The sequence below is a fragment of the Pseudomonas sp. M1 genome (assembly GCF_022760135.1).
GTDB classification, from domain to species: Bacteria; Pseudomonadota; Gammaproteobacteria; order Pseudomonadales; family Pseudomonadaceae; genus Pseudomonas; species Pseudomonas citronellolis.
Genome location: NZ_CP094343.1, coordinates 1,831,656 through 1,855,025, shown reverse-complemented (window position 1 = coordinate 1,855,025; position 23,370 = coordinate 1,831,656). Strand labels below are relative to the sequence as shown.

The following is a 23,370-nucleotide window of genomic DNA, read 5'->3' as shown; positions in this document are numbered from 1 at the left end:
CCGCGATGGAGGCGGGGCTTTCACTGGGGTCCAACTTACATCGGCAGGCAGGCCGGTGAAGCAAAACTACGCTTTTGCACCGCCCTGGGCAAGCGCTGTTTTCGCTTGCACCGAAGCGGTGCAGAGACTCAGGCCAGGCTGCGCTGCTTGGCCTTCATCTTCTGCGCCATGCGCGTCATCTCGTCGTAGATCGCCTGCGGGTTCTGCTGCTTGACCTGCCAGGCCAGGCGGCCCTGCTCGTGGGGCAGGATCATGAAGCTGCCGCGCTCGACTTCCTGGTGGATGTAGTCGGCGATGTCGGCGGCGCTGATCGGCGAGCCTTCCAGCAGCTTGCCCACCTGGTTCTTCATGTCCGGGCTGGGGCCGCGGAAGGAATCCAGCAGGTTGGTCTGGAAGAACGACGGGCAGACCACGTGGACCTTCACGTCCACCAGGCTCAGCTCGGCCAGCAGGCTTTCCGACAGGGCCACCACGCCGGCCTTGGCCACGTTGTAGTTGCTCATCGCCGGGCCCTGCATCAGCGCGGCCATGGAGGCGATATTGACGATGCGCCCCTTGCTGCGCTCCAGCAGCGGCAGGAAGGCCTTGCAGCCCTTGACCACGCCCATCAGGTTGATGGAGATCTGCCAGTCCCAGTCCTCTAGCGACAGCTCCTCGAAGAAGCCGCCGGAGGCCACGCCGGCATTGTTGACGATGACGTCGATGCCGCCGAGCTTCTCCTCGCAGGCCTGGGCCAGCGCCGTCAGCTGGCTGTAGTCGCGCACGTCGCAGCGCTGGGTGAAGCCGTCGCCGCCGGCCTCGCGCACCAGGCGCAGGGTTTCGGCCAGGCCGTCGTCGTTGATGTCGGCCAGGGCCAGGCGCCAGCCTTCGCGGGCCCAGCGCAGGGCGATTTCGCGGCCCAGGCCGGAACCGGCGCCGGTGATCATCATGCGGTTTTGCATAGGGGGTTGCCTTGTCTTGTCCGGGGAATTGTCCGGCAGTGTAGCCAAGGCCCCGCCCGCGCTGCGCTTTAATCAGGCTGCTGAATGGCGCCGGCAAACCGGCGCCACAGCCAGGTAAGGCGCGGCCTTCAGAACAATGGAAGCAGCAGACAGGAAAGCTTCCCGAGAACCAGTGCGACGCCCGCGAAGATCAGCACGAAGGCCGCGCAATTGACCTTCTCGCGACGCAGGCCGGCGAACGAATGCACGCGGTAGCGCAACAGGAAGAAGCCCAGCGCCAGCAGCAGGGCCGGGGCGAAATAGACGAACTGCCAGTAGCGTTGCGGATCGCTCTCCCGCGCCAGCCAGTCCGCCGCCGGCAGCGCCACCAGGCCACTGAGCAACTGGCCGAGCAGCCACAGGCTGCCCAGGGCGACCAGTACGACTCCGAGCATTCCCTTTCCCCCGTCCTGCAAAAGGCCATCATGGTAGGGCGTGGGCGGACGGCGGGCTGTGTCCTGGATCACTTTGCGCACCTTGCGCCGGCGGCGAACCGCAAAGGGTTCACGCTATACGTAGCCCAGCAGGAGCATGACCAGCAGCACCACCAGGACCACGCCGAGGATCCCCGAGGGCCCGTAGCCCCAGCTGCGCGAATAGGGATACACCGGCAGGCCGCCGATGAGCAGAAGGATGAGGATGACCAGCAGAATGGTTCCCATGGTGCGCCTCCCGTAGGCAGTCGGACGGCACGCCGGCAATGCCGGCCCGCGTCCGCGGAACGGGCAGCGCACGGGCTGCCCACCTGCTATTGGGACTGGCGCCGCAACGCCGGGATTCAGTTTTTCTGCGCCGCGGGCTCAGTGCTGCAGGTCGGGCAGCGAGCCCTTGCGCAGGCGCAGGAACATCAGCGCCACGCTGCGCGCATCGCCCAGCGCGGTGTGGCGGCCTTCCACGGGAATGCCGAGGGTGCGCGCCAGGGTGTCGAAGCGCAGGTCCAGGTGCAGGTCCGGGTAGCGCCGCGCCATCTTGCGCTGGTACAGCGCGGAGACCTCGATGCGCGGATTGCCCAGGGCCTCGCCCAGGCGCTCGCGCAGGTGGCGGCGCAGCACGGCGACGTCGAACGACAGGTAGTAGCCCAGCAGCGGGCGGTCGCCGATGAAGGCCAGCGTCCGGCGCAGCGCCTCGTCCAGCGGCAACTGGCCTTCGAGGTCGGCGCGGCGCAGCTTGTGGATGCGGATCGACTCGCCGTCGAGGCTGGCCGGCGGCTCCACCAGCAGCTCCAGGCGCTCGCCGAGCACCAGCTTGCCGCGGCGGATGAGCACCGCGCCTATGCTGAGGATGTCCGCCTTGCGCGGGTCGAGGCTGGTGGTCTCCAGGTCCAGGGAGACGATCTCCTCGGCCTCCTCCGGGGCGTGCAGGCACCAGTACAGCCGGCGGCGCCAGCCGGACCAGTGATGGTCGGGAATCTTCACCAGGGCGTTCATCGGCTCTCCAGGTGGAACTGCCGTTCCAGGCTCTGCTTGAACTTCTTCACCGCATGCAGCCCGAAGCGCAGCATGTCGCGCTCGTGGCGACTCAGGCGGGCGACGTCCAGGCCCTGCTGGCGGCCATCGCGCTCGCCGGCCAGTTGCTGGACCAGGCGCAGCTGCAGGAACAGCTCGAAGGCTTCGGCGAGGTTCTCCGCCAGGCCCTCGTCGAGCACGCCGCGCGCCTTCAGCGCCTCCAGCCGGGCCAGGCTGCCGCGCGCCTCCAGGCCCTCGCGCAGGGCCAGCACGCGGCAGCCGTGGACGATGGGGAAGATGCCGCCGCGCTTGATGTCCAGGTGTTCTTCGCGGGTCTTCAGCTGGCCGAGGAAGGTCAGCGGGGTGTCGAACTGCAGGGCCGCCACGGCGATGTCCGCCAGCCAGCGCTCGCCGTCCGCGGCGAAGCCCAGCAGGCCCTGGCGCAGGCCGTCGAACAGCTGACGGTTGCCGGCCACCGGCCAGGCGTCGGCGAGGATCGACAGGCGCAGCAGTTGTTCCGGGCGCCCTTCCAGGGCCGTGGCGTTCAGCTCGCGCTGCCAGGCGGCCAGTGGCTTGCACCACTGCGCGTGGCTGGCCATGACGCCGCCGGGGCACGGCGGGTAGCCGCAGGCCAGCAGTGCTTCGCTGAAGCGCTGCATCAGCGCCAAGGCCTGCTCCTGGGGGAAGTCGTCGGCGAGGATCAGGGCGTTGTCCTGGTCGGTCTTGAGCAGTTGCTCGCCGCGGCCTTCGCTGCCCATCACCACCAGGCAGCAGCGGCTGCGCAGCGGCGCCGGTATCAAGAGTTCGAAGAGGCGTTCGAGCAATTGCTCGTTGAGCGCGCCGACCAGCTGCATGATGAAGCGCAGGCGGATGCCGTTGCCGGCCAGGGTGGCGATCAGGGTGTGCAGCGTCTCGGCGGCGCCGCGCAGTTCCTCCTCGGTCTCGGCGCGGGCGATGCGCAGCGCCAGGACGTGGGAATGGGTGGAGAACAGGCTGAGCACCTGGGTCAGGTGCAGCAGGCCGACCACTTCGCCCTCCTCGTGCACCGCGACGCGCTCGATGCGCAGGCGCGTCATGAGGATCATGGCGTCGAACAGGAAGTCGCCCAGCTCGATGCTGGCCAGCGGGCCGTGGGCGAGCGGGCCGATGGCCTCGTCCTCGGCGCGGCCGTCGCGGAAGTGCGCGCGCATCAGGTCGGTGCGGGTGACGATGCCCAGCTCGCCGCCGCTACGCACCAGCAGGGCATCGGCGCCATGGCTGAGCTGCAGGCGCGCGGCGTCGCCCAGGGGCAACCCGGCGTCCACTTCGATGGCCGGCAGCAGGTGCTCGCGGGCGATGCGGGTGAGGATGAATTCGGCCAGGTTCTGCCCGTCGCGCCGCGCCAATTGGCGCTTGGCCGCAAGGTCGGCCTGGAAGAAGCGGGCGAAGCCGGGGTTGTCGCCGCACAGCTGGTGGAAGGTGCTGGCCGGCAGTTCGTAGAGGATGCTCTCCTCCACCGCGCGGTAGGCGTGCTTGCTGCTGCCGGAGAACAGCCCGCGGATGTCGAACAGGTCGTCGCCGGCGTACTGGGCGAACAAACGGCCGTCCTCGCCGCGTTCCTCCACCACGCCCTTGAGCACGATGAACAGGCAGGGTACCGCCGCGCCGGCTTCGAGCACGGTCTCGCCACTGGTGTAGTAGGCGACGCTCAGGGCCTCGGCGAAGGCCTGGCGCTCGCCCGCGCGCAACTGGTCGAACGGCGGCGCGGAGAAGTTGAAGCTCTCGGGCATCGCGAGCCCCTTGTGGCAGTGCGTAAAAGGCGAAGCCGGAGGCGAGCCTCCGGCTTCGTCGGGTCAGCCGCGAGGCATCAGTGGGCTACTGCGCCACTGGCGCCCAGGCCGGTCTGCGAGCGGATGAACTGCGGGAAGAAGCGTGCGCGCTCCTCGTCCGCCGCCGCCGACTTGTCGGTGATGGAGAAGAACCAGATGCCGATGAAGGCCACGGCCATGGAGAACAGCGCCGGGTATTCGAACGGGTAGATGGCTTTCTCGTGGCCGAGGATCTGCACCCAGATGGTCGGGCCGAGGATCATCAGCACCACCGCGGTGATCAGGCCCAGCCAGCCGCCGATCATGGCGCCGCGGGTGGTCAGCTTCTTCCAGTACATCGAGAGCAGCAGCACCGGGAAGTTGCAGCTGGCGGCGATGGAGAAGGCCAGGCCGACCATGAAGGCGATGTTCTGCTTCTCGAACAGGATGCCGAGGACGATCGCGACCACGCCCAGGGCGACGGTGGTGATCTTCGACACGCGCAGCTCGTCCTTCTCGTTGGCCTTGCCGCCCTTGATCACGCTGGCGTACAGGTCATGGGACACCGCCGAGGCACCGGCCAGGGTCAGGCCGGCGACCACCGCGAGGATGGTGGCGAAGGCCACCGCGGAGATGAAGCCGAGGAACAGGCTGCCGCCCACGGCGTCGGCCAGGTGCACGGCGGCCATGTTGTTGCCGCCGATCAGGGCGCCGGCGGCGTCCTTGAAGGCCGGGTTGGTGCTCACCAGCACGATGGCGCCGAAGCCGATGATGAAGGTCAGGATGTAGAAGTAGCCGATGAAGCCGGTGGCGAAGAACACCGACTTACGGGCTTCCTTGGCGTCACTGACGGTGAAGAAGCGCATCAGGATGTGCGGCAGGCCGGCGGTGCCGAACATCAGCGCGAAGCCCAGGGAGAAGGCCGAGATCGGGTCCTTCACCAGGCCGCCGGGGCTCATGATGGCCTCGCCTTTGGGGTGCACCTTGATGGCTTCGGAGAACAGCGCGCTGATGTCGAAGTTGACGTGCTTGAGCACCATGATCGCCATGAAGGAGGCGCCGCACAGCAGCAGCACGGCCTTGATGATCTGTACCCAGGTGGTGGCCAGCATGCCGCCGAACAGCACGTAGAGCACCATCAGGATGCCGACCATGACCACGGCGACGTGGTAGTTCAGGCCGAACAGCAGTTCGATCAGCTTGCCGGCGCCGACCATCTGCGCGATCAGGTAGAAGGCCACCACCACCAGCGAGCCGCAGGCGGACAGGGTGCGGATGTCCTTCTGCTTGAGGCGGTAGGAGGCCACGTCGGCGAAGGTGTACTTGCCGAGGTTGCGCAGGCGCTCGGCGATCAGGAAGAGAATGATCGGCCAGCCCACGAGGAAGCCGATGGAGTAGATCAGGCCGTCGTAGCCGGAGGTGAACACCAGCGCGGAAATCCCCAGGAAGGACGCGGCGGACATGTAGTCGCCGGCGATCGCCAGGCCGTTCTGGAAGCCGGTGATGCTGCCGCCTGCGGTGTAGAAGTCGGCGGCCGACTTGCTGCGCTTGGAGGCCCAGTAGGTGATGCACAGGGTGAAGCCGACGAAGGCGACGAACATGACGATCGCCGAGACGTTGATCGGCTGGCGTTGCACATCGCCGGTCAGGGCGTCGGCCCAGAGGGCGGGGGCGAAGGCGGCCAGGCCGAGGGCCGCGAACAGGCGGGCGATCATTGCTGGACCTCCTTGAGGACTTCCTGGTTCAGGCGGTCGAACTCGCCATTGGCGCGGCGCACGTAGATGCCGGTGAGGACGAAGGCGGACAGAATCAGCCCGACGCCCAGGGGAATGCCCCAGGTCACCGAGGAATCGGGGCTCACCTTGGTGCCCAGCACTTGCGGTTCGAATGCGATCAGCAGGATGAAGGCCACGTACAGGCCCAGCATGATCAGTGAGAGCAGCCAGGCGAATCGCTCGCGTTTGGCCACCAGTTCCTTGAAGCGCGGATTGGTATCAATCCGCTGGTAGATGCTGTCGTTCATTTTGTTCTTGTCCTCACAGCGGGGGATGACGCGGATGTCGTCGATCCCCACTTTAGGACTCTGGTGCAAGGCCTCCAGACGACTTTAGTCGTAGCGGGCTGGGAGGTGCTGGCTAGAGCCTTCGGCGCAGAAATGGCGGAGGTACCTGTAGGAGCGAGCTTGCTCGCGAATGGGGTTTGCCGGGAGTTATGGTGCTGGGTTCAAGGGCGCCCTCACCCCAGCCCTCTCCCAGAGGGAGAGGGGGCCGTTCGGAGTGGCTTGCCAGTCCGGCACCCTCCTCCACTCCCGTCATTTGCCGACCGCGCCAGGATGATTTTCGTAGGATGGGTTGAGCCTTGGCGGCCACGCCGTGGGGCTCTTCGTAGGAGCCGCTCCTACGCCGCCCACCCGCACCATTCCCATGTAGGAGCGCGCCCTGCGCGCGAAATCGCGGGCAGGGCCCGCTCCTACAGCTCCAGGAAGGCCGGGCGTAGGAGCGGACCTTGTCCGCGATTGGATTCGCCGGCCACGCCAGGCGCCCCGGTGGCACGAACAGCCCCCAACAAACAAAAAAGCCGCTTCCCCCAAAAGGGAAGCGGCTCTCCTCACAACCTCCACCGACCCGGCAGCAACCTACCGCCAGGCCAGGCAAAGCCTTACTGCGTCCACTCCTTCACCCGGTCCGGATGGCTGGCCACCCACTGCTTGGCCGCCTCCTCGGGCTTGGCGCCGTCCTGGATGGCGAGCATCACCTGGCCGATCTCCGCGCCGTCCTTCCACTGCAGCTTCTTCAGCAGCGCCCAGACTTCCGGGGCCTTCTTCTCCAGCGCCGGGTTGGCCACGCTGTCGACGTGCTCTTCCTCGCCGTAGACCTTCTTCGGGTCATCGAGGAACTTCAGCTTCCACTTGGCGAACATCCAGTGCGGAATCCAGCCGGTCACCGCCACCGCCTTCTTGTCGTTCTCGGCGCGGGTCAGCTCGGCGATCATGCCGCTGCCGGAGCTGGCCACCAGCTTGTAGTCCAGGCCGTAGTCCTTGATCGCCTGGTCGGTCTTGAGCATCACCCCGGCGCCGGCGTCGATGCCGACGATGCGGCCGCCGAAGTCGTCCTTCATCGCCTTGAGGTCTTCGATGCTGTTGGCCTTGACGTACTCCGGCACGATCAGGCCGATCTTCGCCCCGGGGTAGTTGACGCCCAGGTCGACCACCTGGTCCTTCATCTTCGCGTAGTAGGCGCCGTGGGTCACCGGCAGCCATGCCGAGAGCATGGCGTCGAGCTTGCCGCGGGCCACGCCCTGCCACATGATCCCGGCCGCCACCGGCATCAGCTTGACCGGGTAGCCGAGCTTCTCGCGGATCACCTCGGCGGCCACGTGGGTGGTCGCCACGCTGTCCGACCAGCCATCCACGTAGCCGATGGTGATCTCCGGCTTGGCCGCCGCACCGGCCAGGCCCGCTGCCGCCGACAGCACGAGCCCCGCACCCAGGCCCATCAGTCGTCGCATCATTCGCATAAGAGTCTCCCCTTGTTCTAGGTTCACCGGAACGAGCGCTCCGGGACGGTCTTGGCCGCCCCTCCATCATCTGCGCGAGGGGCTGGCGGGCTGCTCCGAGAACGACGCGCAACCTGCCGGTACGCGACAACGACTGTCCAATTGCGACAACCACGGAGCATTTACGACATGCTCGTGTCCCCCACTGATGCCAGAGAGCCATCCCACGCTCGTCTGCACAGACGCCGGAGGCGGGGCATTGCTAAGATGCGCGACCTGCTCGAAAGCACCGCGCCCATGCCCATATTCCAGCGCCATCCTTTTTCAGCCTACTGTCTCGGTCTGCTCCTGGCCACCCTTGCCCTCTGCGCCACCTGGTACCTGCAAGGCCGCGCCATCGTCCTGCCCGACGCCGCCGGCCCCACGCACAAGCTGCAGTGCGCCTCCTACAGCCCCTTCGGCAAGGACCAGTCGCCCTTCGACCAGCCCTTCACCCTGCGCCCGGCGCAGATGGACGCCGACCTGGCGCTGCTGGCGACGCGCTTCAGCTGCGTGCGCACCTATTCCATGAGCGGCCTGGAGGGCATTCCCGAGCTGGCCCGCAAGCATGGCCTGAAGCTGATCCTCGGCGCCTGGATCAACGCCATCCCCGCGGACAGCGAACGCGAGGTGCAGAAGCTGATAGCGGCGGCCAACGCCTACCCCGACGTGGTCCAGGCGGTGATCGTCGGCAACGAGACGCTGCTGCGCCAGGAGGTCACCAGCAAGTACCTGGAGGGCCTGCTGACGCGGGTGAAAAGCCAGGTGCGTCAGCCGGTGTCCTACGCCGAGGTCTGGGAATACTGGCTCAAGCACCCGCAGTTGGCCGGCGGCGTCGACTTCATCACCCTGCACCTGCTGCCCTACTGGGACAACCAGCCCAGCGGCATCGACGGCGCCCTGGAACACGTCGCGGACATCCGCCGGCGCTTCGACCAGGCCTTCCCCGGCAAGGCCATCCTGATCGGCGAGACCGGCTGGCCCAGCGAGGGCCGCCAGCGCCAGACCGCCCTGCCCAGCCGCGTCAACGAGGCGCGCTACATCCGCGACTTCGTGCGCCTGGCCGAGGAACACGGCTGGCGCTACAACCTGATCGAGGCCTTCGACCAGCCGTGGAAGCGCCGCATCGAGGGCGCCGTGGGCGGCTACTGGGGCCTGTTCGACGCCGACCGGCAGGACAAGAACGTGCTTGCCGGGCCGGTTTCCAACCAACCGGACTGGCCGCTCTGGCTGGGCCTTTCGCTGGCGCTGTGGGGCGCCGCGCTGCTGCTCGGCGGCCGCCCGGCCCGCGCCCGTGACGCCCTGCTGCAACCGCTGGCCGCCACCCTCGGCGCCGCCTGCGTCGGCCTGTGGGGCGCCCAGGCACTGGTGATCAGCACCTTCCTCGACGAGTGGCTGTGGGCGGCCTACCTGGTGCTGCTCAACCTGCTGGTGCTGGCGCACCTCTCCCTGGCGCTGGGCGCCGGCACCGGCTGGCGCGCGCGCCTGCTGGCCTGGCTGGAGGCCCGCGGCGGCTGGTGGCTGCTGGCCAGCGGCTTCGCCGGCGCAGTGTGGATGCTGGCCCTGGTGTTCGACGCGCGCTACCGCAACTTCCCCAACGCGGCGCTGCTGTTCCCGGCGCTGGTCTACCTCTGCCGGCCAACGACCGCGCCACGCCGCGAGGCCGGCCTGCTGGCGCTGCTGATCGCCGCGGGCATAGTCCCGCAACTCGTGCTGGAAGGGCTGGGCAACCGCCAGGCGTTGATCTGGGCGGGGATCGCCCTGCTGCTCGCCGGCGCCCTGTGGCGCGGCCTGCGCCAGGAAAGGTACGTGACCGCCGCAGCCTCGACCGCCTGACTCAGGCCCGCGCCGGGCGCGGCTGGCGCACCAGGCGCAGCCCGGCCAGCACTACGGCGAACACCGCCATGCTCACGCTGTAGAACACCAGCGCCAGCAGGCCGACGAACAGCGCCAGGACCGCCAGCCACCAGCCGATGCGCCCTGGCAGCAGAAAGGCCGGCACGGACGCCGCCAACGCCGCCTGGCCGAACACCCCGAAATGGATCAGCAGGCCCAGCCCGGAGCGCGCCTGGCACGCCCATAGCGCCGCATCGTCGGCGCACACGTCCACCCAACTGCCGTTTTCCAGCAGGCCGAAGCGCACGCCATAGCAGGCGGCCAGCCAGAGGGCGGCGAGGCAGAGCAGGATCAGCGATGAACGTGAGGGCATGGCGCCACTTCCGCGGGCGAAGGGCGCCCAGCATAACCAGCGCAAGGCCCGATGCAAGAGGCGCAGCCCCCTGGCGTGGGCGGCTGCAGCAGCTGCGCATCCCCCACCGCCGAGGTTGCCAGCGCCGGGCCGGCACGGCATGCTCGGCGGTCCGCTTCAAGGAGATCGCCATGTCCCGCATCCAGTTGCGCCCCGCCCGCCCCGACGACGTCCCGCTGATTCTCGAACTGATCGCCGAGCTGGCCGACTACGAACGCCTATCCCACGAGAACAAGGCCGACGCCGGGCGCATGCATGAGCACCTGTTCGGCCCGCGCCCCTACGCCGAGGTGCTGATCGGCGAGGTGGACGGCGTCGGCGCCGGCTTCGCGCTGTTCTTCCACAACTACTCCACCTGGCTGAGCCAGCCCGGCATCTACCTCGAAGACCTCTACGTGCGCCCCAGCGCCCGTGGCCTGGGCCTGGGCAAGGCGCTGCTGAGCGAACTGGCGCGCCTGGCGGTGGAACGCAAGTGCGGGCGCCTGGAGTGGTCGGTGCTGGACTGGAACGAACCGGCCATCGGCTTCTACCGCAGCCTGGGCGCCGTGCCCCTGGACGAATGGACCGTCTACCGCCTGGCGGGCGATGCCCTCGCCCGCCTCGGCCGGCGCGACTGAACGACCACCCAGGAGGATTCCGGACGCGTCCTACAGCACTTGTAGAACTTGCACTTGTCACAGTGCTCGGTTTCACTGCATTTCGCGTCCTACTGAAAGGAATCCACCGCATGCCTCTGCTTACGCGCGTGGCTGCCCTGCTCGGCAGCCTCGTCATGGGCTTCGCAGGTCCGGCGCTCGCCAGGGATGTCGACCCAGCCAGTTACGGCTACCCCCTGGGCAACCCCTTCGAAGCGACCATCGCCACCACCCCGGCGGAGCTGCGCCCGCAGTTGCCGGACGATGCCGACATCGACCAGCACGACTACGCCCTCAAGCTGCGTCCGGAGCGCGAGTTCCAGCTGCCGGACAACTTCTGGCCGGTGAAGAAGCTGCACTACCGCCTGGCCCGCCAGGACCACCCCGCGCCGCTGGTGTTCGTCATCGCCGGCACCGGCGCCAGCTACCTCAGCAGCACCCCGGAGTACCTCAAGCGCCTGTTCTACGGCGCCGGCTACCACGTGGTGCAGATTTCCTCGCCGACCAGTTGGGACTTCATGGCCGGCGCCTCGATGCGCGCCACCCCCGGCTACAGCCCCGACGACGCCGACGACCTGTACCGGGTGATGCAGGCGGTGCGCGCCCAGCACCCGAGCCTGCCGGTGACCGACTACTACCTCACCGGCTACAGCCTGGGCGCGCTGCACGCGGCCTTCGTCAGCCACCTCGACGAAACCCGCCGCAGCTTCAACTTCAAGCGCGTGCTGCTGCTCAACCCGCCGGTGAACCTCTACACCTCGGTGAGCAACCTCGACCGGCTGGTGCAGACCCAGGTCAAAGGCATCACCGACTCCAGGACCTACTACCAGCTGGTGCTCGGCAAGCTGACGCGCTACTTCCAGCAGAAGGGCTACATCGACCTCAACGATGCCTTCCTCTACGACTTCCAGCACTCCAGGCAGCACCTGACCAACGAAGAGATGGCCATGCTGATCGGCACGAGCTTCCGCTTCTCCTCCGCCGACATCGCCTTCACCTCGGACCTGATCAACCAGCGCGGGCTGGTCACCCCGCCGCACTACCCGATCAACGAGGGCACCAGCCTGGAACCCTTCTTCAAGCGCGCGCTGCAATGCGACTTCGACTGCTACATGGTCGAGCAGCTGATCCCCATGTGGCGCAAGCGCCATGGCGGCGGCAGCCTGCCGCAGCTGATCCAGCAGACCAGCCTGTACGCCCTGCAGCAGTACCTGCACGACAGCCCGAAGATCGCCGTGATGCACAACGCCGACGACGTCATCCTCGGCCCCGGCGACATCGGCTTCCTGCGCCGCACCTTCGGCAACCGGCTGACGCTGTACCCGCTGGGCGGCCATTGCGGCAACCTCAACTACCGGGTCAACGCCCAGGACATGCTGGACTTCTTCCGCGGCCAGGACGCCACCCTGCAGGCCGCCGCCGACACAGGAAAGCGCTAGATGACCCGCCGATCCCCCTGGCTGCTGGCCCTGCTGCTGGGCAGCGCGCTGGCCCACGCCGACAACGCCTCCGACCTCGGCCCGGCACCCGCCGTGCCGCCCTCGGCCGCCAGGCAGGTGCAACTGACGCCCGACGCGGACGGCTTCAAGCACCCGCTGGACGCGCTCAAGTTCAACCCCGGCCTGGACCAGCGCGAGTTCGAACGCGCCACCCTCAGCGCGCTCAACGTCTACGACCCCTGGGAGTCGTGGAACCGCCGCGTCTACCACTTCAACTACCGCTTCGACGAGTGGGTGTTCCTGCCCGTGGTGCACGGCTACGAGTACGTCACCCCACGCTTCGTGCGCAGCGGCGTGAGCAACTTCTTCAGCAACATCGCCGAGGTGCCAAGCCTGCTCAACAGCCTGCTGCAGTTCAAGGGCAAGCGGGCCATGAACACCACCGCGCGGCTGCTGTTCAACACCACCTTCGGCGTACTCGGCCTGTGGGACCCGGCCACCCGCATGGGCCTGCCGCGGCAACCCGAGGACTTCGGCCAGACCCTCGGCTTCTACGGCGTGCCCGCCGGCCCCTACCTGATGCTGCCGATCCTCGGCCCGTCCAACCTGCGCGACACCGGCGGGCTGGTCACCGACTTCGTCGCCGGCCAGCAGGTGGACTACCTGGGCGTGGCCAGCGCCAGCGGCGACTACTGGGAAATCCCCACCCTGGAGGTCATCGACCGGCGCTACAGCAACAGCTTCCGCTACGGGCAGATGAACACGCCCTTCGAGTACGAGAAGCTGCGCTACTTCTATACCGAGGCGCGCAAGCTGCAGATCGGCGAATGAGTGGGCCGGGCCGAATATCGACAAATTCGATATTCGGCCCGCAAAACTCGCAACCATTCATTCAATCGGCGGGACTACCATGGCCTCCATGCCTGAACGAGGAGGTCCACCATGACCCAGTTGCGCAACCTGATCGACCTGCACATCGGCCGCCCCGCCTCCGACGGCGCCGGCGTGCGCCTGACCCGCGTGATCGGCGGCCCGGGCATCGAACGCTTCGATCCCTTCCTGATGCTCGACCAGTTCGACACCCAGAACCCCGACGACTATATCGGCGGCTTCCCCGACCACCCGCACCGCGGCTTCGAGACAGTGACCTACATGCTCGAAGGGCGCATGCGCCACCGCGACCACCTGGGCAACGAGGGCCTGCTCAAGCCCGGCGGCGTGCAGTGGATGACCGCCGCCCACGGCATCATCCACAGCGAGATGCCCGAGCAGGAGCACGGCGCCATGCGCGGCTTCCAGCTGTGGCTGAACCTGCCCGGCAAGAGCAAGCTCGGCCCGGCCGGCTACCGCGACATCGAGCCGGAAGACGTACCGCGCACCACCACCGCCAACGGCGTGGAAGTGACGGTGATCGCCGGGCGCTTCGACGACGGCCAGGCGCAACTCGACGGCGCCGTGCAGCGCCCGGACACCGAACCGCACTACTACGACCTGAAGCTGCCGGCCGGCGCCGACATCGGCCTCAACCTGCCGGGCAGCCACCGCACGCTGCTGTACGTCTACGAAGGCAGCCTGCAGGTGCAGGCCGAGCGCGGCGGCGAGGTCGGCACCAACCGCCTGGCGCGCCTGGGCGAAGGCGACGCGGTGAAGCTGCACAGCGACCAGGGCGCGCGCGTCCTGCTGCTGGCCGGCAAGCCACTGAACGAGCCGATCGTGCAATACGGGCCCTTCGTGATGAACACCCGCGAGGAAATCGAACAGGCCCTGCGCGATTACCGGGACGGCGTGCTGGCGGTCTGAGCCGCCGGCGTCGCGGCCCTGCCCGCGAAATCGCGCGCAGGGCGCGCCCACATGGATACGGCGAGGGTGAGGCAGCGTAGGAGCGGATCTTATCCGCGAATCGCGCCGGAACCTCCGGCTATCGCGGACAAGGTCCGCTCCTACGCTGCCCCACCCTACAGACAATGCTCCTCCAGCCCAAGAAAGCGCACCAGCTCCGCGCGCTTGTCCATGGCGTCCTTGTAGCCCAGGCGGATCAACTCGTGGCAATAGCCGCGCTCGAACAGCAGGTAGCTCAGCACCCCCGCCCCGCTCGCCCGCGTCGCGCCCGGGCCGCGCAGGAACAGGCGGACCGCCCAGGGCAGTTCCTTGCGGTGCTTGGCCGCGATCTCGTCCAGCGGCCGCGACGGCGACACCAGCAGCACTTCCACCTCGCGCAGTCCCGCTTCGTGGCAGCGGCGCTCCTGGGGCACCAGCGAGCCCAGGTAATTGACGCGCTGCAGCACCTCGATATCGCCTTCGAGGCTATCGATGAACGTGCTGTTGAGCAGGTGGATGCCCATCTGCGCCAGGCTCGGCGGCCGCCCGCTGGCGTGGCCGCTGGCGCCCTCGTCGGGCCCGTTGTTCGTCGGGTTCCCGCTGACGCCGATCACCAGCACGCGGTTGGCGCCCAGGTGCAGCGCCGGGCTGATCGGCGCCTGCTGGCGCACCGCGCCGTCGCCGTAGTACTCGCGCTTGATGCGCACCGGGGCGAACAGCAGCGGGATCGCCGAGCTGGCCAGCAGGTGCTCCAGGCACAGCCGCGTCGGCACGCCGATGCGCCGGTGGCGCAGCCAGGGCTCGATGGTGGCGCGGCCCTGGTAGAAGGTCACCGCCTGCCCGGAGTCGTAGCCGAAGGCGGTCACCGCCACCGCGCGCAGCTTGCGTTGCTGCAGGGCGGCGCTGATGCCGGAAAAGTCCATCTCGCGGGCCAGCAGGTGGCGCAGCGGCGTGCTGTCGAGCAGCGCCACCGGCCGCCGCCGGCCCAGGCCCAGCAGGCTGTGGCCGAGGAAGCGCAGGGCCTGGCCGAGCACCCCGGTGAAATCGGCGCGGTACACCTGGCCGGTGTGGAAGCCCTTCCACACCCGCGTCAGGCTGTGGATGGCCTCGCGGAAGGACAGCGCGCCGCAGGCCAGGCCCACCGCGTTGATGGCGCCGGCCGAGGTGCCGACGATGACCGGGAAGGGATTGGCCGCGCCCTCCGGCAGCAGCTCGGCGATGGCCGCCAGCACGCCCACCTGGTAGGCGGCGCGGGCGCCGCCGCCGGAGAGGATGAGGCCGGTGACGGCCTGGGGGGATTGGGGAACGGCAGATTCAGTCACGACCGGAGTCCTGGATGCGTCCTGCATTTGAGTATGCAGCGCCGCTCGCCGCGGTAAAGCCGGCCGCCGCGCTCAGCGCTTGTCGTAGAGCTTCGGCGCGCCTTCCGGGCGGCTCTTGAAACGGCGGTGGGCCCAGAGGTACTGCTCGGGCTGCTGGCGGATCTCGGCTTCCACCCACTGGTTGATGCGCAGGCAGTCGGCCTCCTCGCTCTCGCCGGGGAAGTCCTGCAGCGGCGGGTGCACCACCAGGCGGTAGCCGGAACCGTCGGCCAGGCGCGTCTGGGTGAAGGGCATGACCTGCGCGCGGCCCAGGCGGGCGAACTTGGTGGTGGCGGTGACGGTGGCGGCCTGGATGCCGAACAGCGGCACGAACAGGCTCTGCTTGGCGCCGTAGTCCTGGTCCGGGGCGTACCAGATGGCGCGCCCGGCGCGCAGCACCTTGAGCATGGCGCGCACGTCCTCGCGCTCGATGGCGCTGGCGTCCAGGTTGTGCCGCTCGCGGCCGCGGCGCTGCACGTAGTCGAACACCGGGTTGTCGTGCTCGCGGTACATGCCGTCGATGGTCTGCACCTGGCCGAGCAGCGCCGCGCCTATCTCCAGGGTGGTGAAGTGCATGGCCATGAGGATCACGCCCTTGCCTTCGGCCTGGGCCTGGCGCAGGTGCTCCAGGCCTTCTATATGGGCGAGCTTCGCCAGGCGCGCCCGGGGCCACCACCAGCTCATGGCCATCTCGAAGAAGGCGATGCCGGTGGAGGCGAAGTTGGCCTTGAGCAGCCGGGTGCGCTCGGCGGCGGACAGCTCGGGGAAGCACAGCTCCAGGTTGCGCGCGGCGATCGCCCGGCGGCTGCCGACCACGCGGTACATCAGCGCGCCCAGGCCGCGCCCCAGCGCCAGCAGCGCCGGATAGGGCAGCTGCACTACCAGCCACAGCGCGCCCAGGCCCAGCCACAGCGGCCAGTAGCGCGGATGGAGGAAGGCGGGACGAAAGCTGGGACGATCCATGGAGGGTTCCGAAATGACGGGCAAAGGCGGCATTCTACCGCGAGCGCCGCCTTTGCGCCGCCGCCCCGGTGCCACTATCGCACCTGGCCCCGCGCCAGGCTTGCGGCTGCCGGGAGGGTTCGCTATAAGTCGAGGCCATTTAGCGATGCAGTGCGACCATGAGCCAAGCCGACCTCCTCGACCAAGATCCCGTTTTCCAGCTCAAGGGCAGCATGCTCGCCGTCACCGTGCTGGAACTGGCGCACAACGACCTGTCGCGCCTGGACCGTCAGCTCGCCGACAAGGTCGCCCAGGCTCCCAACTTCTTCCGCGACACCCCGCTGGTGCTGGCCCTGGACAAGTTGCCCGACGGCGAGGGCCAGCTCGACCTGCAGGGCGTGCTGGACATCTGCCGCCGCCACGGCCTGCGCACCCTGGCCATCCGCGCCAACCGCGAGGAAGACCTGCGCCTGGCGACCATGCTGGACATCCCGGTGCTGCCGCCCTCCGGCTCCCGCGACCGCCCGCTGGAACCCCGGGACGCCGCGGCGGCCCCGGCGAACGAAGGCATAGTGCGCCGCCCGCGCAGCGAGAAGCTGGCCGAACCGGTGGTCGAAAAAGCCATCGACAAGGCCAACGGCAAGACGGCGGACAAGGCGCCTGAAAAAGCCCCTGAAAAGACCTCTGAAAAGGCCGCCGAACCCGCCGCCCCGGCCGTCCGTCCGACTAAACTGGTGACCACCCCGGTACGCGGCGGCGTGCAGATCTACGCCGCCGGCGGCGACCTCATCGTGCTCGCCCCCGTGAGCCCCGGTGCGGAACTTCTGGCCGACGGCAACATCCACGTATACGGTCCGATGCGCGGTCGTGCCCTGGCCGGCGTCAAGGGCGACACCAGCGCGCGAATCTTCTGTCAGCAACTGGGCGCCGAACTGGTCTCGATCGCCGGGAATTACAAGGTGGCAGAAGACCTTAGGCGCAGTCCGCAATGGGGGCAGGCGGTACACGTCAGCCTGTCGGGAGACGTGTTGAACATCACCCGCCTTTAACGGATACTGCCGCGAATTTCAGGGACCAGAACTCTTCGTTTTTTCTTTGGGGTGAATCACCTTGGCCAAGATCCTCGTAGTCACATCCGGTAAGGGTGGCGTCGGTAAAACCACCACCAGCGCCGCCATCGGCACCGGCCTGGCCCTGCGCGGCCACAAGACCGTCATCGTCGACTTCGACGTGGGCCTGCGTAACCTCGACCTGATCATGGGCTGCGAACGCCGCGTGGTTTATGACTTCGTCAACGTCATCAACGGCGAAGCCACGCTGACCCAGGCCCTGATCAAGGACAAGCGCCTCGAGAACCTGTTCGTCCTGGCCGCCAGCCAGACCCGTGACAAGGACGCCCTGACCCAGGAAGGCGTCGGCAAGGTCATGGAAGAACTCAAGCAGAACTTCGAATACATCATCTGCGACTCCCCGGCCGGCATCGAGAAGGGTGCCCACCTGGCCATGTACTTCGCCGACGAGGCGATAGTCGTGACCAACCCGGAAGTCTCCTCGGTGCGCGACTCCGACCGCATGCTCGGCCTGCTGGCCAGCAAGTCGGCGCGTTCCGAGAAGGGCGAGGAGCCGATCAAGGAACACCTGCTGCTGACCCGCTACAACCCCGAGCGCGTCACCAAGGGCGAGATGCTCGGCGTGGAAGACGTCGAGGAAATCCTGGCGATCCGCCTGCTGGGCGTGATCCCCGAGTCGCAGGCCGTGCTCAAGGCCTCGAACCAGGGCGTGCCGGTCATCCTCGACGAGCAGAGCGACGCCGGCCAGGCCTACAGCGACGCGGTCGACCGCCTGCTGGGCAAAGAGATGCCACATCGGTTCCTCGATGTGCAGAAGAAAGGATTCCTGCAACGACTGTTCGGAGGACGTGAATGAGCCTTTTAGACTTCTTTCGCAGCCGGAAAGCGCCGAACAGCGCGTCCATCGCGAAGGAAAGACTCCAGATCATAGTCGCCCACGAGCGCGGCAACCGTTCGCAACCGGACTACCTCCCGCAGCTGCAGAAAGACCTGCTGGAAGTGATCCGCAAATACGTGCCGATCGACCAGGAACAGGTCCAGGTGGAACTGGCCAACCAGGGCAGTTGCTCGATCCTGGAACTCAACATCACTCTGCCGGAACGTTGATCGTTCCCGGAGTGAACTGCGGCGGCCTCGGCCGCCGCAGTCATTTCTAGCCGCTGTCGAGGCCCCATGCCGCTGTCGAACATCCAGATCGTCCACCAGGACGCCGCCCTGCTGGTGGTGAACAAGCCCACCCTGCTGCTCTCGGTGCCCGGCCGCGCCGAGGACAACAAGGACTGCCTGGTCACTCGCCTACAGGAAAACGGCTACCCGGAGGCACGCATCGTCCACCGCCTGGACTGGGAAACCTCCGGCCTGATGGTGCTGGCCCGCGACCCCGACAGCCACCGCGAGCTGTCCCGGCAGTTCCACGACCGCGAGACCGAAAAGGCCTACACCGCCCTGTGCTGGGGCGAACCGGAGCTGGACAGCGGGCGCATCGAACTGCCGCTGCGCTACGACCCGGAGAACAAGCCGCGACACATCGTCGACCACGAGCACGGCCGCCACGCCCTGACCTTCTGGCGCGTGGTGGAACGCTGCGGCCAGTACGCAAGAGTCGAGCTGACGCCGATCACCGGCCGCTCGCACCAGCTACGCGTACACATGCTGTCCATCGGCCACCCGCTGCTCGGCGACCGCCTCTACGCCGAAGGCGAAGCCCTGACCCTGCGCGACCGCCTGTGCCTGCACGCCAGCCTGCTGTGCCTGACCCACCCGCAGACCGGCGAGCGCCTGCGCTTCGAGTCGCCGGCGCCGTTCTGAGCGGGAACCCGCCTTATCCAGTAGTTGGATGGACCTTGTCCGCGATAGCCGGACGTCCCGGCACGATTCGCGGATGAGATCCGCTCCTACGCCGCCCCACCTGCACCATCCCCCTGTAGGAGCGCGCCCTGCGCGCGAAATCGCGGGCAGGGCCCGCTACAGGTCGCCGGGGGCACGGTGTTCCTCCCCCGTAGGACCTTGTCCGCGATAGCCGAACATCCCGGCGCGTTTCGCGGATGAGATCCGCTTCTACGCCACCGGCACACAAGGCCTCGTAGGATGGTGTTGAGCGAAGCGATACCCATCGCCATGGTCCGATGGGTATCGCAGGCTCAACCCATCCTACGAAAAGCGCCCCGGTGCGCTGGGCAAGACAGTTGCTCCTACGCCGCCCCACCCGCACCATTCCCCTGTAGGAGCGCGCCCTGCGCGCGAATCGCGGACGGAGTCCGCGATGAATCCCCGCCGGCATAGCCACAACCCCGCCGCCCCCGCCATTTGCGATAAACTTCCGCCCATCGTTGTCCGGAGTTTCCCATGCGTGCAGATCTCAACCAGGGCCTGATCGATTTCCTCGCGGCCTCGCCGACGCCGTTCCACGCCACCGCCAGCCTCGCCCGGCGCCTCGAGGAGGCCGGTTACCAGCGCCTCGACGAGCGCGACGCCTGGCGCACCGAGGCCGGCGGGCGCTACTACGTGACGCGCAACGACTCCTCGCTGATCGCCTTCAAGCTCGGCCGCAACGCCCCGCTGGAGCACGGCCTGCGCCTGGTCGGCGCGCACACCGACAGCCCCTGCCTGCGCGTCAAGCCGAACCCGGAACTGGCCCGCAAGGGCTATTGGCAGCTGGGCGTCGAGGTCTACGGCGGCGCCCTGTTCGCACCCTGGTTCGACCGCGACCTGTCCCTGGCCGGGCGCGTCACCTTCCGCCTGGCCGGCAAGGTGGAAAGCCGCCTGATCGACTTCCGCGCGCCCATCGCGGTAATCCCCAACCTGGCCATCCACCTCAACCGCGAGGCCAACCAGGGCTGGGCGATCAACGCCCAGACCGAACTGCCGCCGATCCTCGCCCAACTGGCCGCCGGCGAGACCCGCGACTTCCGCGACCTGCTCGGCGAACAGCTGCAGAACGAGCACGGCATCATCGCCGACGCCATCCTCGACTACGAACTGAGCTTCTACGACACCCAGCGCGCCACGGTGGTGGGCCTGGGCGGCGAGTTCATCGCCGGCGCCCGCCTGGACAACCTGCTGTCCTGCTACGCCGGCCTGGAGGCCCTGCTGGCCAGCGGCGACGAGCAGAGCGCAGTGCTGGTCTGCACCGACCACGAGGAAGTCGGCTCCTGCTCGGCCTGCGGCGCCGACGGCCCCTTCCTGGAGCAGGTGCTGCGCCGCCTGCTGCCCGACGGCGACGCCTTCGTGCGGGTGATCCAGCGCTCGCTGCTGGTCTCCGCCGACAACGCCCACGGCGTGCACCCCAACTACGCCGACAAACACGACGGCAACCACGGCCCGCTGCTCAACGGCGGCCCGGTGATCAAGGTCAACAGCAACCAGCGCTACGCCACCAGCAGCGAGACCGCCGGCTACTTCCGCCACCTGTGCCTGGAAAACGAAGTGCCGGTGCAGAGCTTCGTGACCCGCAGCGACATGGGCTGCGGCTCCACCATCGGCCCGATCACCGCCAGCCAGCTGGGCGTGCGCACCGTCGACATCGGCCTGCCGACCTTCGCCATGCACAGCATCCGCGAACTGGCCGGCAGCCACGACCTGCGCTACCTGGCCAAGGTGCTGGGGGCGTTCTATGGCAGTGCCGAGCTGCCTTGAGGCTGCGGTTTTTCGTAGGAGCGAGCTTGCTCGCGAACGGCGTTTCCCGGGCACTCCGATGTTCGGGATGACCTCTGTTCCCTCTCCCTAACCCTCTCCCTGAAGGGAGAGGGGACCGTTCGGTGTGTTTGGATAGTTTGGAGTTAGCCGGCTAGCACAGAGATTGTCGGCTGAAACCAGGCCTCTTCTCGGCACGGACAAGCCCCCTCTCCCTTCAGGGCGGGGCGCGCAGCCGAGGGCTGGGGAGAGGGGGCGAAGGTCAGCCAAACGCACGAAGGTCCAGGTTCGCGAGCAAGCTCGCTCCTACGAAGAGCCCCACGCCCTCAATCCGGCACCTCCACGCTCACATGAATGGCATCGTGCCGCCAGAACTCCAGGTCGCAGTCGATCACCCGGCCGTGCTGGTCGCGGTTGATGCGGGTGATGCGCAGCGCCGGGCTGCCCTCGGCCACCCGCAGGGCGCTGGCGGCTTCGCCGTGCAGGGCGGTGGGCACCATGTCGAAACGCACGCGGCCGTAGCGGATGTCGTAGCGGCTGGCATAGAGATCGGTCAGCGACTGGCGCAGGTCGCTGTCGAGGATGCCGGGGAAGTAGGCCGGGTTCAGGTAGTGCTCCACGTACAGCACCAGGCGCCCGTCCACCCGCCGTGCGCGGCGGATCTGGTAGACGCTGGACAGCGCCGGCAGCTCCAGGTGCGCGCAGATCGCCGGGCTGGCCGGCAGTTGGCGCGCCGACAGCACCTCGGTGGCCGGTACCCGCTGCTGGCCGGCGACCATCGCGTGGAAGTGGCTGCGCACCAGCGGGTTGTACAGCAGCCGCGGCGGCGAGACGAACCAGCCGCGGCGCTCCTCGCGGTAGATCAGGCCCTGGGCTTCCAGCTGCGTCAGCGCCTCGCGCAGGGTGATGCGCGTGGTGTCGAAGAGCTCGCTCAGGCGCCGCTCCGCTGGCAGCTTGCCGCCGGCCGGCAGCAGGCCGCTGTCGATCTGTTCCAGCAGCGCCCGGCAGATCGCCGTCACCGTCGGTAGCGCCTCGTCGCGCATGCTGTTTCCCTCTTTTGGACTAGACCAGCCCCAACCTGGGGCACTTCACCGCAACCGGCGGCAGCTTCCACTGTAGGAATCGCCGGTGACCGTCCGGTGACAATGCCATGGCAAGCAGGCCCCATGCCAGCTCCCGGGCCCGGCATAGCCCCGGCGCATCAAGGTCTTGTGCATGGTCTAGGCTGTATCCGGGCGCTGTCTGCCGAACGACCGGCCGCCGCCCGGACACGAAATTGTCATGCCCGCTTCGTAGATTGGCCTGGGTCTTGCTGATCTAGACCAGCGACGCGCCGCGCCCTTGCCGAGGCGCGGGCCCGACTGCCAAACCCGATGACCGAAGGAGCACCGAATGAAACGCTTGCTTGCTTCACTGCTGGGAACCGCGATTGCCCTGGGCAGCGCGACCGCCATGGCCGCCGAGGCCGACCTGCAGGCGCTGGAACAGGCCGCGCGCAAGGAAGGCCAGGTGAACAGCGTGGGCATGCCCGACAGCTGGGCGAACTGGAAGGACACCTGGAAGGACCTGGAGAGCAAGTACGGGCTCAAGCACATGGACACCGACATGAGCTCGGCCCAGGAGCTGGCCAAGTTCAAGGCCGAGGGCGAGAACGCCAGCGCCGACATCGGCGACGTCGGCGCCGCCTTCGGCCCCATCGCCGTGCAACAGGACGTCAGCCAGCCCTACAAGCCGAGCACCTGGGACCAGGTCCCGGACTGGGCCAGGGACAAGGACGGCCACTGGGCCCTGGCCTACACCGGGACCATCGCCTTCATCGTCAACAAGCAACTGGTCAAGGACGTGCCGCGCAGCTGGGCCGACCTGCTCAAGGGCAAGTACAAGGTCACCATCGGCGACGTCAGCAGCGCGGCCCAGGCGGTCAACGGCGTGCTCGCCGCGGCCATCGCCAACGGCGGCGACGAGAAGAACATCAAGCCGGGCCTGGAGTTCTTCGCCCAGTTGGCCAAGCAGGGCCGCCTGTCGCTGACCAACCCGGTGATCAACACCCTGGAGAAGGGCGAGGTGGAAGTCGGCATCGTCTGGGACTTCAACGGCCTGAGCTACCGCGACCAGATCGACCCCAGCCGTTTCGAGGTGCTGATCCCCTCCGACGGCTCGGTGATCTCCGGCTACACCACCATCATCAACAAGTACGCCAAGCACCCCAACGCCGCCAAGCTGGCCCGCGAGTACATCTTCAGCGACGCCGGGCAGATCAACCTGGCCAAGGGCAACGCCCGGCCGATCCGCGCCGAGCACCTGCAGTTGCCGGCCGAGGTCAAGGCCAAGCTGCTGCCCAACGAGCAGTACGCCAAGGCCCAGCCGATCAAGGACGGCCAGGCCTGGGAAGCAACCTCCAAGCGCCTGCCGCGCATGTGGCAGGAAAACGTGATCATCAACATGCAGTGACGCGGCGCCGCCCCGGCCACGGCCGGG

At 68.0% G+C, this 23,370-nt stretch carries 23 protein-coding genes; 11 read left to right on the top strand and 12 right to left on the bottom strand.

Annotation, left to right across the window (positions count from 1 at the left end; genetic code table 11):
• Positions 1-128: 128 nt before the first annotated feature.
• From PM1_RS08495 to PM1_RS08460, 8 genes are all read right to left on the bottom strand, one after another.
• On the bottom strand, positions 129-941 hold the full coding sequence (locus tag PM1_RS08495) for an SDR family oxidoreductase (RefSeq protein WP_009620482.1): 813 nt from the start codon (positions 939-941) through the stop codon (positions 129-131).
• Positions 942-1,069: 128 nt separating this feature from the next.
• On the bottom strand, positions 1,070-1,375 hold the full coding sequence (locus PM1_RS08490) for a hypothetical protein (RefSeq protein ID WP_009620483.1): 306 nt from the start codon (positions 1,373-1,375) through the stop codon (positions 1,070-1,072).
• A gap of 114 nt (positions 1,376-1,489) precedes the next feature.
• Positions 1,490-1,642 carry a DUF3309 family protein gene (locus PM1_RS08485; RefSeq protein ID WP_009620484.1) on the bottom strand — a complete coding sequence of 51 codons (153 nt, stop codon included), beginning with the start codon at positions 1,640-1,642 and terminating at the stop codon, positions 1,490-1,492.
• A gap of 138 nt (positions 1,643-1,780) precedes the next feature.
• A complete protein-coding gene (locus PM1_RS08480; protein WP_009620486.1) occupies positions 1,781-2,407 on the bottom strand; it encodes a 3'-5' exonuclease in 627 nt (208 codons plus the stop codon).
• A complete protein-coding gene (locus PM1_RS08475; protein ID WP_009620488.1) occupies positions 2,404-4,194 on the bottom strand; it encodes a DUF294 nucleotidyltransferase-like domain-containing protein in 1,791 nt (596 codons plus the stop codon). Before PM1_RS08475 ends, PM1_RS08480 begins: the two co-directional genes overlap by 4 nt.
• Positions 4,195-4,271: 77 nt before the next feature.
• On the bottom strand, positions 4,272-5,927 hold the full coding sequence (locus PM1_RS08470) for a cation acetate symporter (RefSeq protein ID WP_009620490.1): 1,656 nt from the start codon (positions 5,925-5,927) through the stop codon (positions 4,272-4,274).
• Positions 5,924-6,235, bottom strand: a complete 312-nt coding sequence (locus PM1_RS08465; RefSeq protein ID WP_024128557.1) for a DUF485 domain-containing protein — start codon at positions 6,233-6,235, stop codon at positions 5,924-5,926. The genes PM1_RS08470 and PM1_RS08465 overlap by 4 nt, the downstream gene beginning before the upstream one ends.
• 635 nt (positions 6,236-6,870) lie before the next feature.
• Positions 6,871-7,728: a glycine betaine ABC transporter substrate-binding protein gene (locus tag PM1_RS08460; protein WP_009620494.1), complete on the bottom strand. Its 858-nt coding sequence runs from the start codon at positions 7,726-7,728 to the stop codon at positions 6,871-6,873.
• A gap of 246 nt (positions 7,729-7,974) precedes the next feature.
• On the opposite strand from PM1_RS08460, the gene PM1_RS08455 reads away from it, so the two are divergent.
• Entirely contained in the window at positions 7,975-9,582 is a 1,608-nt protein-coding gene (locus PM1_RS08455; protein WP_372241067.1) for a glycoside hydrolase family 17 protein, read from the top strand.
• Position 9,583: 1 nt separating this feature from the next.
• On the opposite strand, the gene PM1_RS08450 is transcribed toward PM1_RS08455, so the two are convergent.
• The gene (locus PM1_RS08450) at positions 9,584-9,955 is read right to left on the bottom strand and encodes a hypothetical protein (RefSeq protein ID WP_009620497.1); all 372 of its coding nucleotides are present in this window, start codon (positions 9,953-9,955) and stop codon (positions 9,584-9,586) included.
• Between the two features lie 170 nt (positions 9,956-10,125).
• Between PM1_RS08450 and PM1_RS08445 the strand changes: the two genes are divergently transcribed.
• The 4 genes from PM1_RS08445 to PM1_RS08430 all read left to right on the top strand — a co-directional run bounded on the left by PM1_RS08445 (position 10,126) and on the right by PM1_RS08430 (position 13,868).
• Entirely contained in the window at positions 10,126-10,611 is a 486-nt protein-coding gene (locus tag PM1_RS08445) for a GNAT family N-acetyltransferase (RefSeq protein ID WP_009620500.1), read from the top strand.
• A 110-nt stretch (positions 10,612-10,721) separates the two neighbouring features.
• On the top strand, positions 10,722-12,068 hold the full coding sequence (locus PM1_RS08440) for a putative lipoprotein (RefSeq protein WP_009620502.1): 1,347 nt from the start codon (positions 10,722-10,724) through the stop codon (positions 12,066-12,068).
• Positions 12,069-12,899, top strand: coding sequence for an MlaA family lipoprotein (locus PM1_RS08435; protein ID WP_009620504.1), 831 nt, complete (start codon positions 12,069-12,071; stop codon positions 12,897-12,899).
• A 111-nt stretch (positions 12,900-13,010) separates the two neighbouring features.
• Positions 13,011-13,868 (top strand): pirin family protein, encoded by an 858-nt coding sequence (locus tag PM1_RS08430; RefSeq protein ID WP_009620506.1) that lies wholly within the window; start codon positions 13,011-13,013, stop codon positions 13,866-13,868.
• Between the two features lie 155 nt (positions 13,869-14,023).
• Here the strand turns inward: PM1_RS08430 and PM1_RS08425 are convergent, their stop codons facing one another.
• Together PM1_RS08425 and PM1_RS08420 are read right to left on the bottom strand one after the other, a co-directional pair.
• The gene (locus tag PM1_RS08425; protein ID WP_009620508.1) at positions 14,024-15,208 is read right to left on the bottom strand and encodes a patatin-like phospholipase family protein; all 1,185 of its coding nucleotides are present in this window, start codon (positions 15,206-15,208) and stop codon (positions 14,024-14,026) included.
• Positions 15,209-15,280: 72 nt separating this feature from the next.
• Entirely contained in the window at positions 15,281-16,210 is a 930-nt protein-coding gene (locus tag PM1_RS08420) for a lipid A biosynthesis lauroyl acyltransferase (protein ID WP_009620510.1), read from the bottom strand.
• 158 nt (positions 16,211-16,368) lie between these two features.
• Here PM1_RS08420 and minC point away from each other — a divergent pair, with 158 nt between their 5' ends.
• The 5 genes from minC (at position 16,369) to PM1_RS08395 (ending at position 20,895) form a co-directional block, all read left to right on the top strand.
• Entirely contained in the window at positions 16,369-17,238 is an 870-nt protein-coding gene (gene minC / locus PM1_RS08415) for a septum site-determining protein MinC (protein ID WP_009620512.1), read from the top strand.
• A 61-nt stretch (positions 17,239-17,299) separates the two neighbouring features.
• On the top strand, positions 17,300-18,115 hold the full coding sequence (gene minD, locus PM1_RS08410; RefSeq protein WP_009620514.1) for a septum site-determining protein MinD: 816 nt from the start codon (positions 17,300-17,302) through the stop codon (positions 18,113-18,115).
• Positions 18,112-18,366, top strand: coding sequence for a cell division topological specificity factor MinE (gene minE, locus PM1_RS08405; RefSeq protein ID WP_009620516.1), 255 nt, complete (start codon positions 18,112-18,114; stop codon positions 18,364-18,366). Before minD ends, minE begins: the two co-directional genes overlap by 4 nt.
• Positions 18,367-18,432: 66 nt before the next feature.
• Positions 18,433-19,068, top strand: coding sequence for an RluA family pseudouridine synthase (locus PM1_RS08400; RefSeq protein WP_009620518.1), 636 nt, complete (start codon positions 18,433-18,435; stop codon positions 19,066-19,068).
• A 537-nt stretch (positions 19,069-19,605) separates the two neighbouring features.
• Positions 19,606-20,895 (top strand): M18 family aminopeptidase, encoded by a 1,290-nt coding sequence (locus PM1_RS08395; protein WP_009620520.1) that lies wholly within the window; start codon positions 19,606-19,608, stop codon positions 20,893-20,895.
• 323 nt (positions 20,896-21,218) lie between these two features.
• Here the strand turns inward: PM1_RS08395 and PM1_RS08390 are convergent, their stop codons facing one another.
• Entirely contained in the window at positions 21,219-21,935 is a 717-nt protein-coding gene (locus tag PM1_RS08390) for a UTRA domain-containing protein (protein WP_009620522.1), read from the bottom strand.
• A 349-nt stretch (positions 21,936-22,284) separates the two neighbouring features.
• Here PM1_RS08390 and PM1_RS08385 point away from each other — a divergent pair, with 349 nt between their 5' ends.
• Entirely contained in the window at positions 22,285-23,343 is a 1,059-nt protein-coding gene (locus PM1_RS08385; RefSeq protein WP_009620524.1) for an ABC transporter substrate-binding protein, read from the top strand.
• Positions 23,344-23,370: the final 27 nt, after the last annotated feature.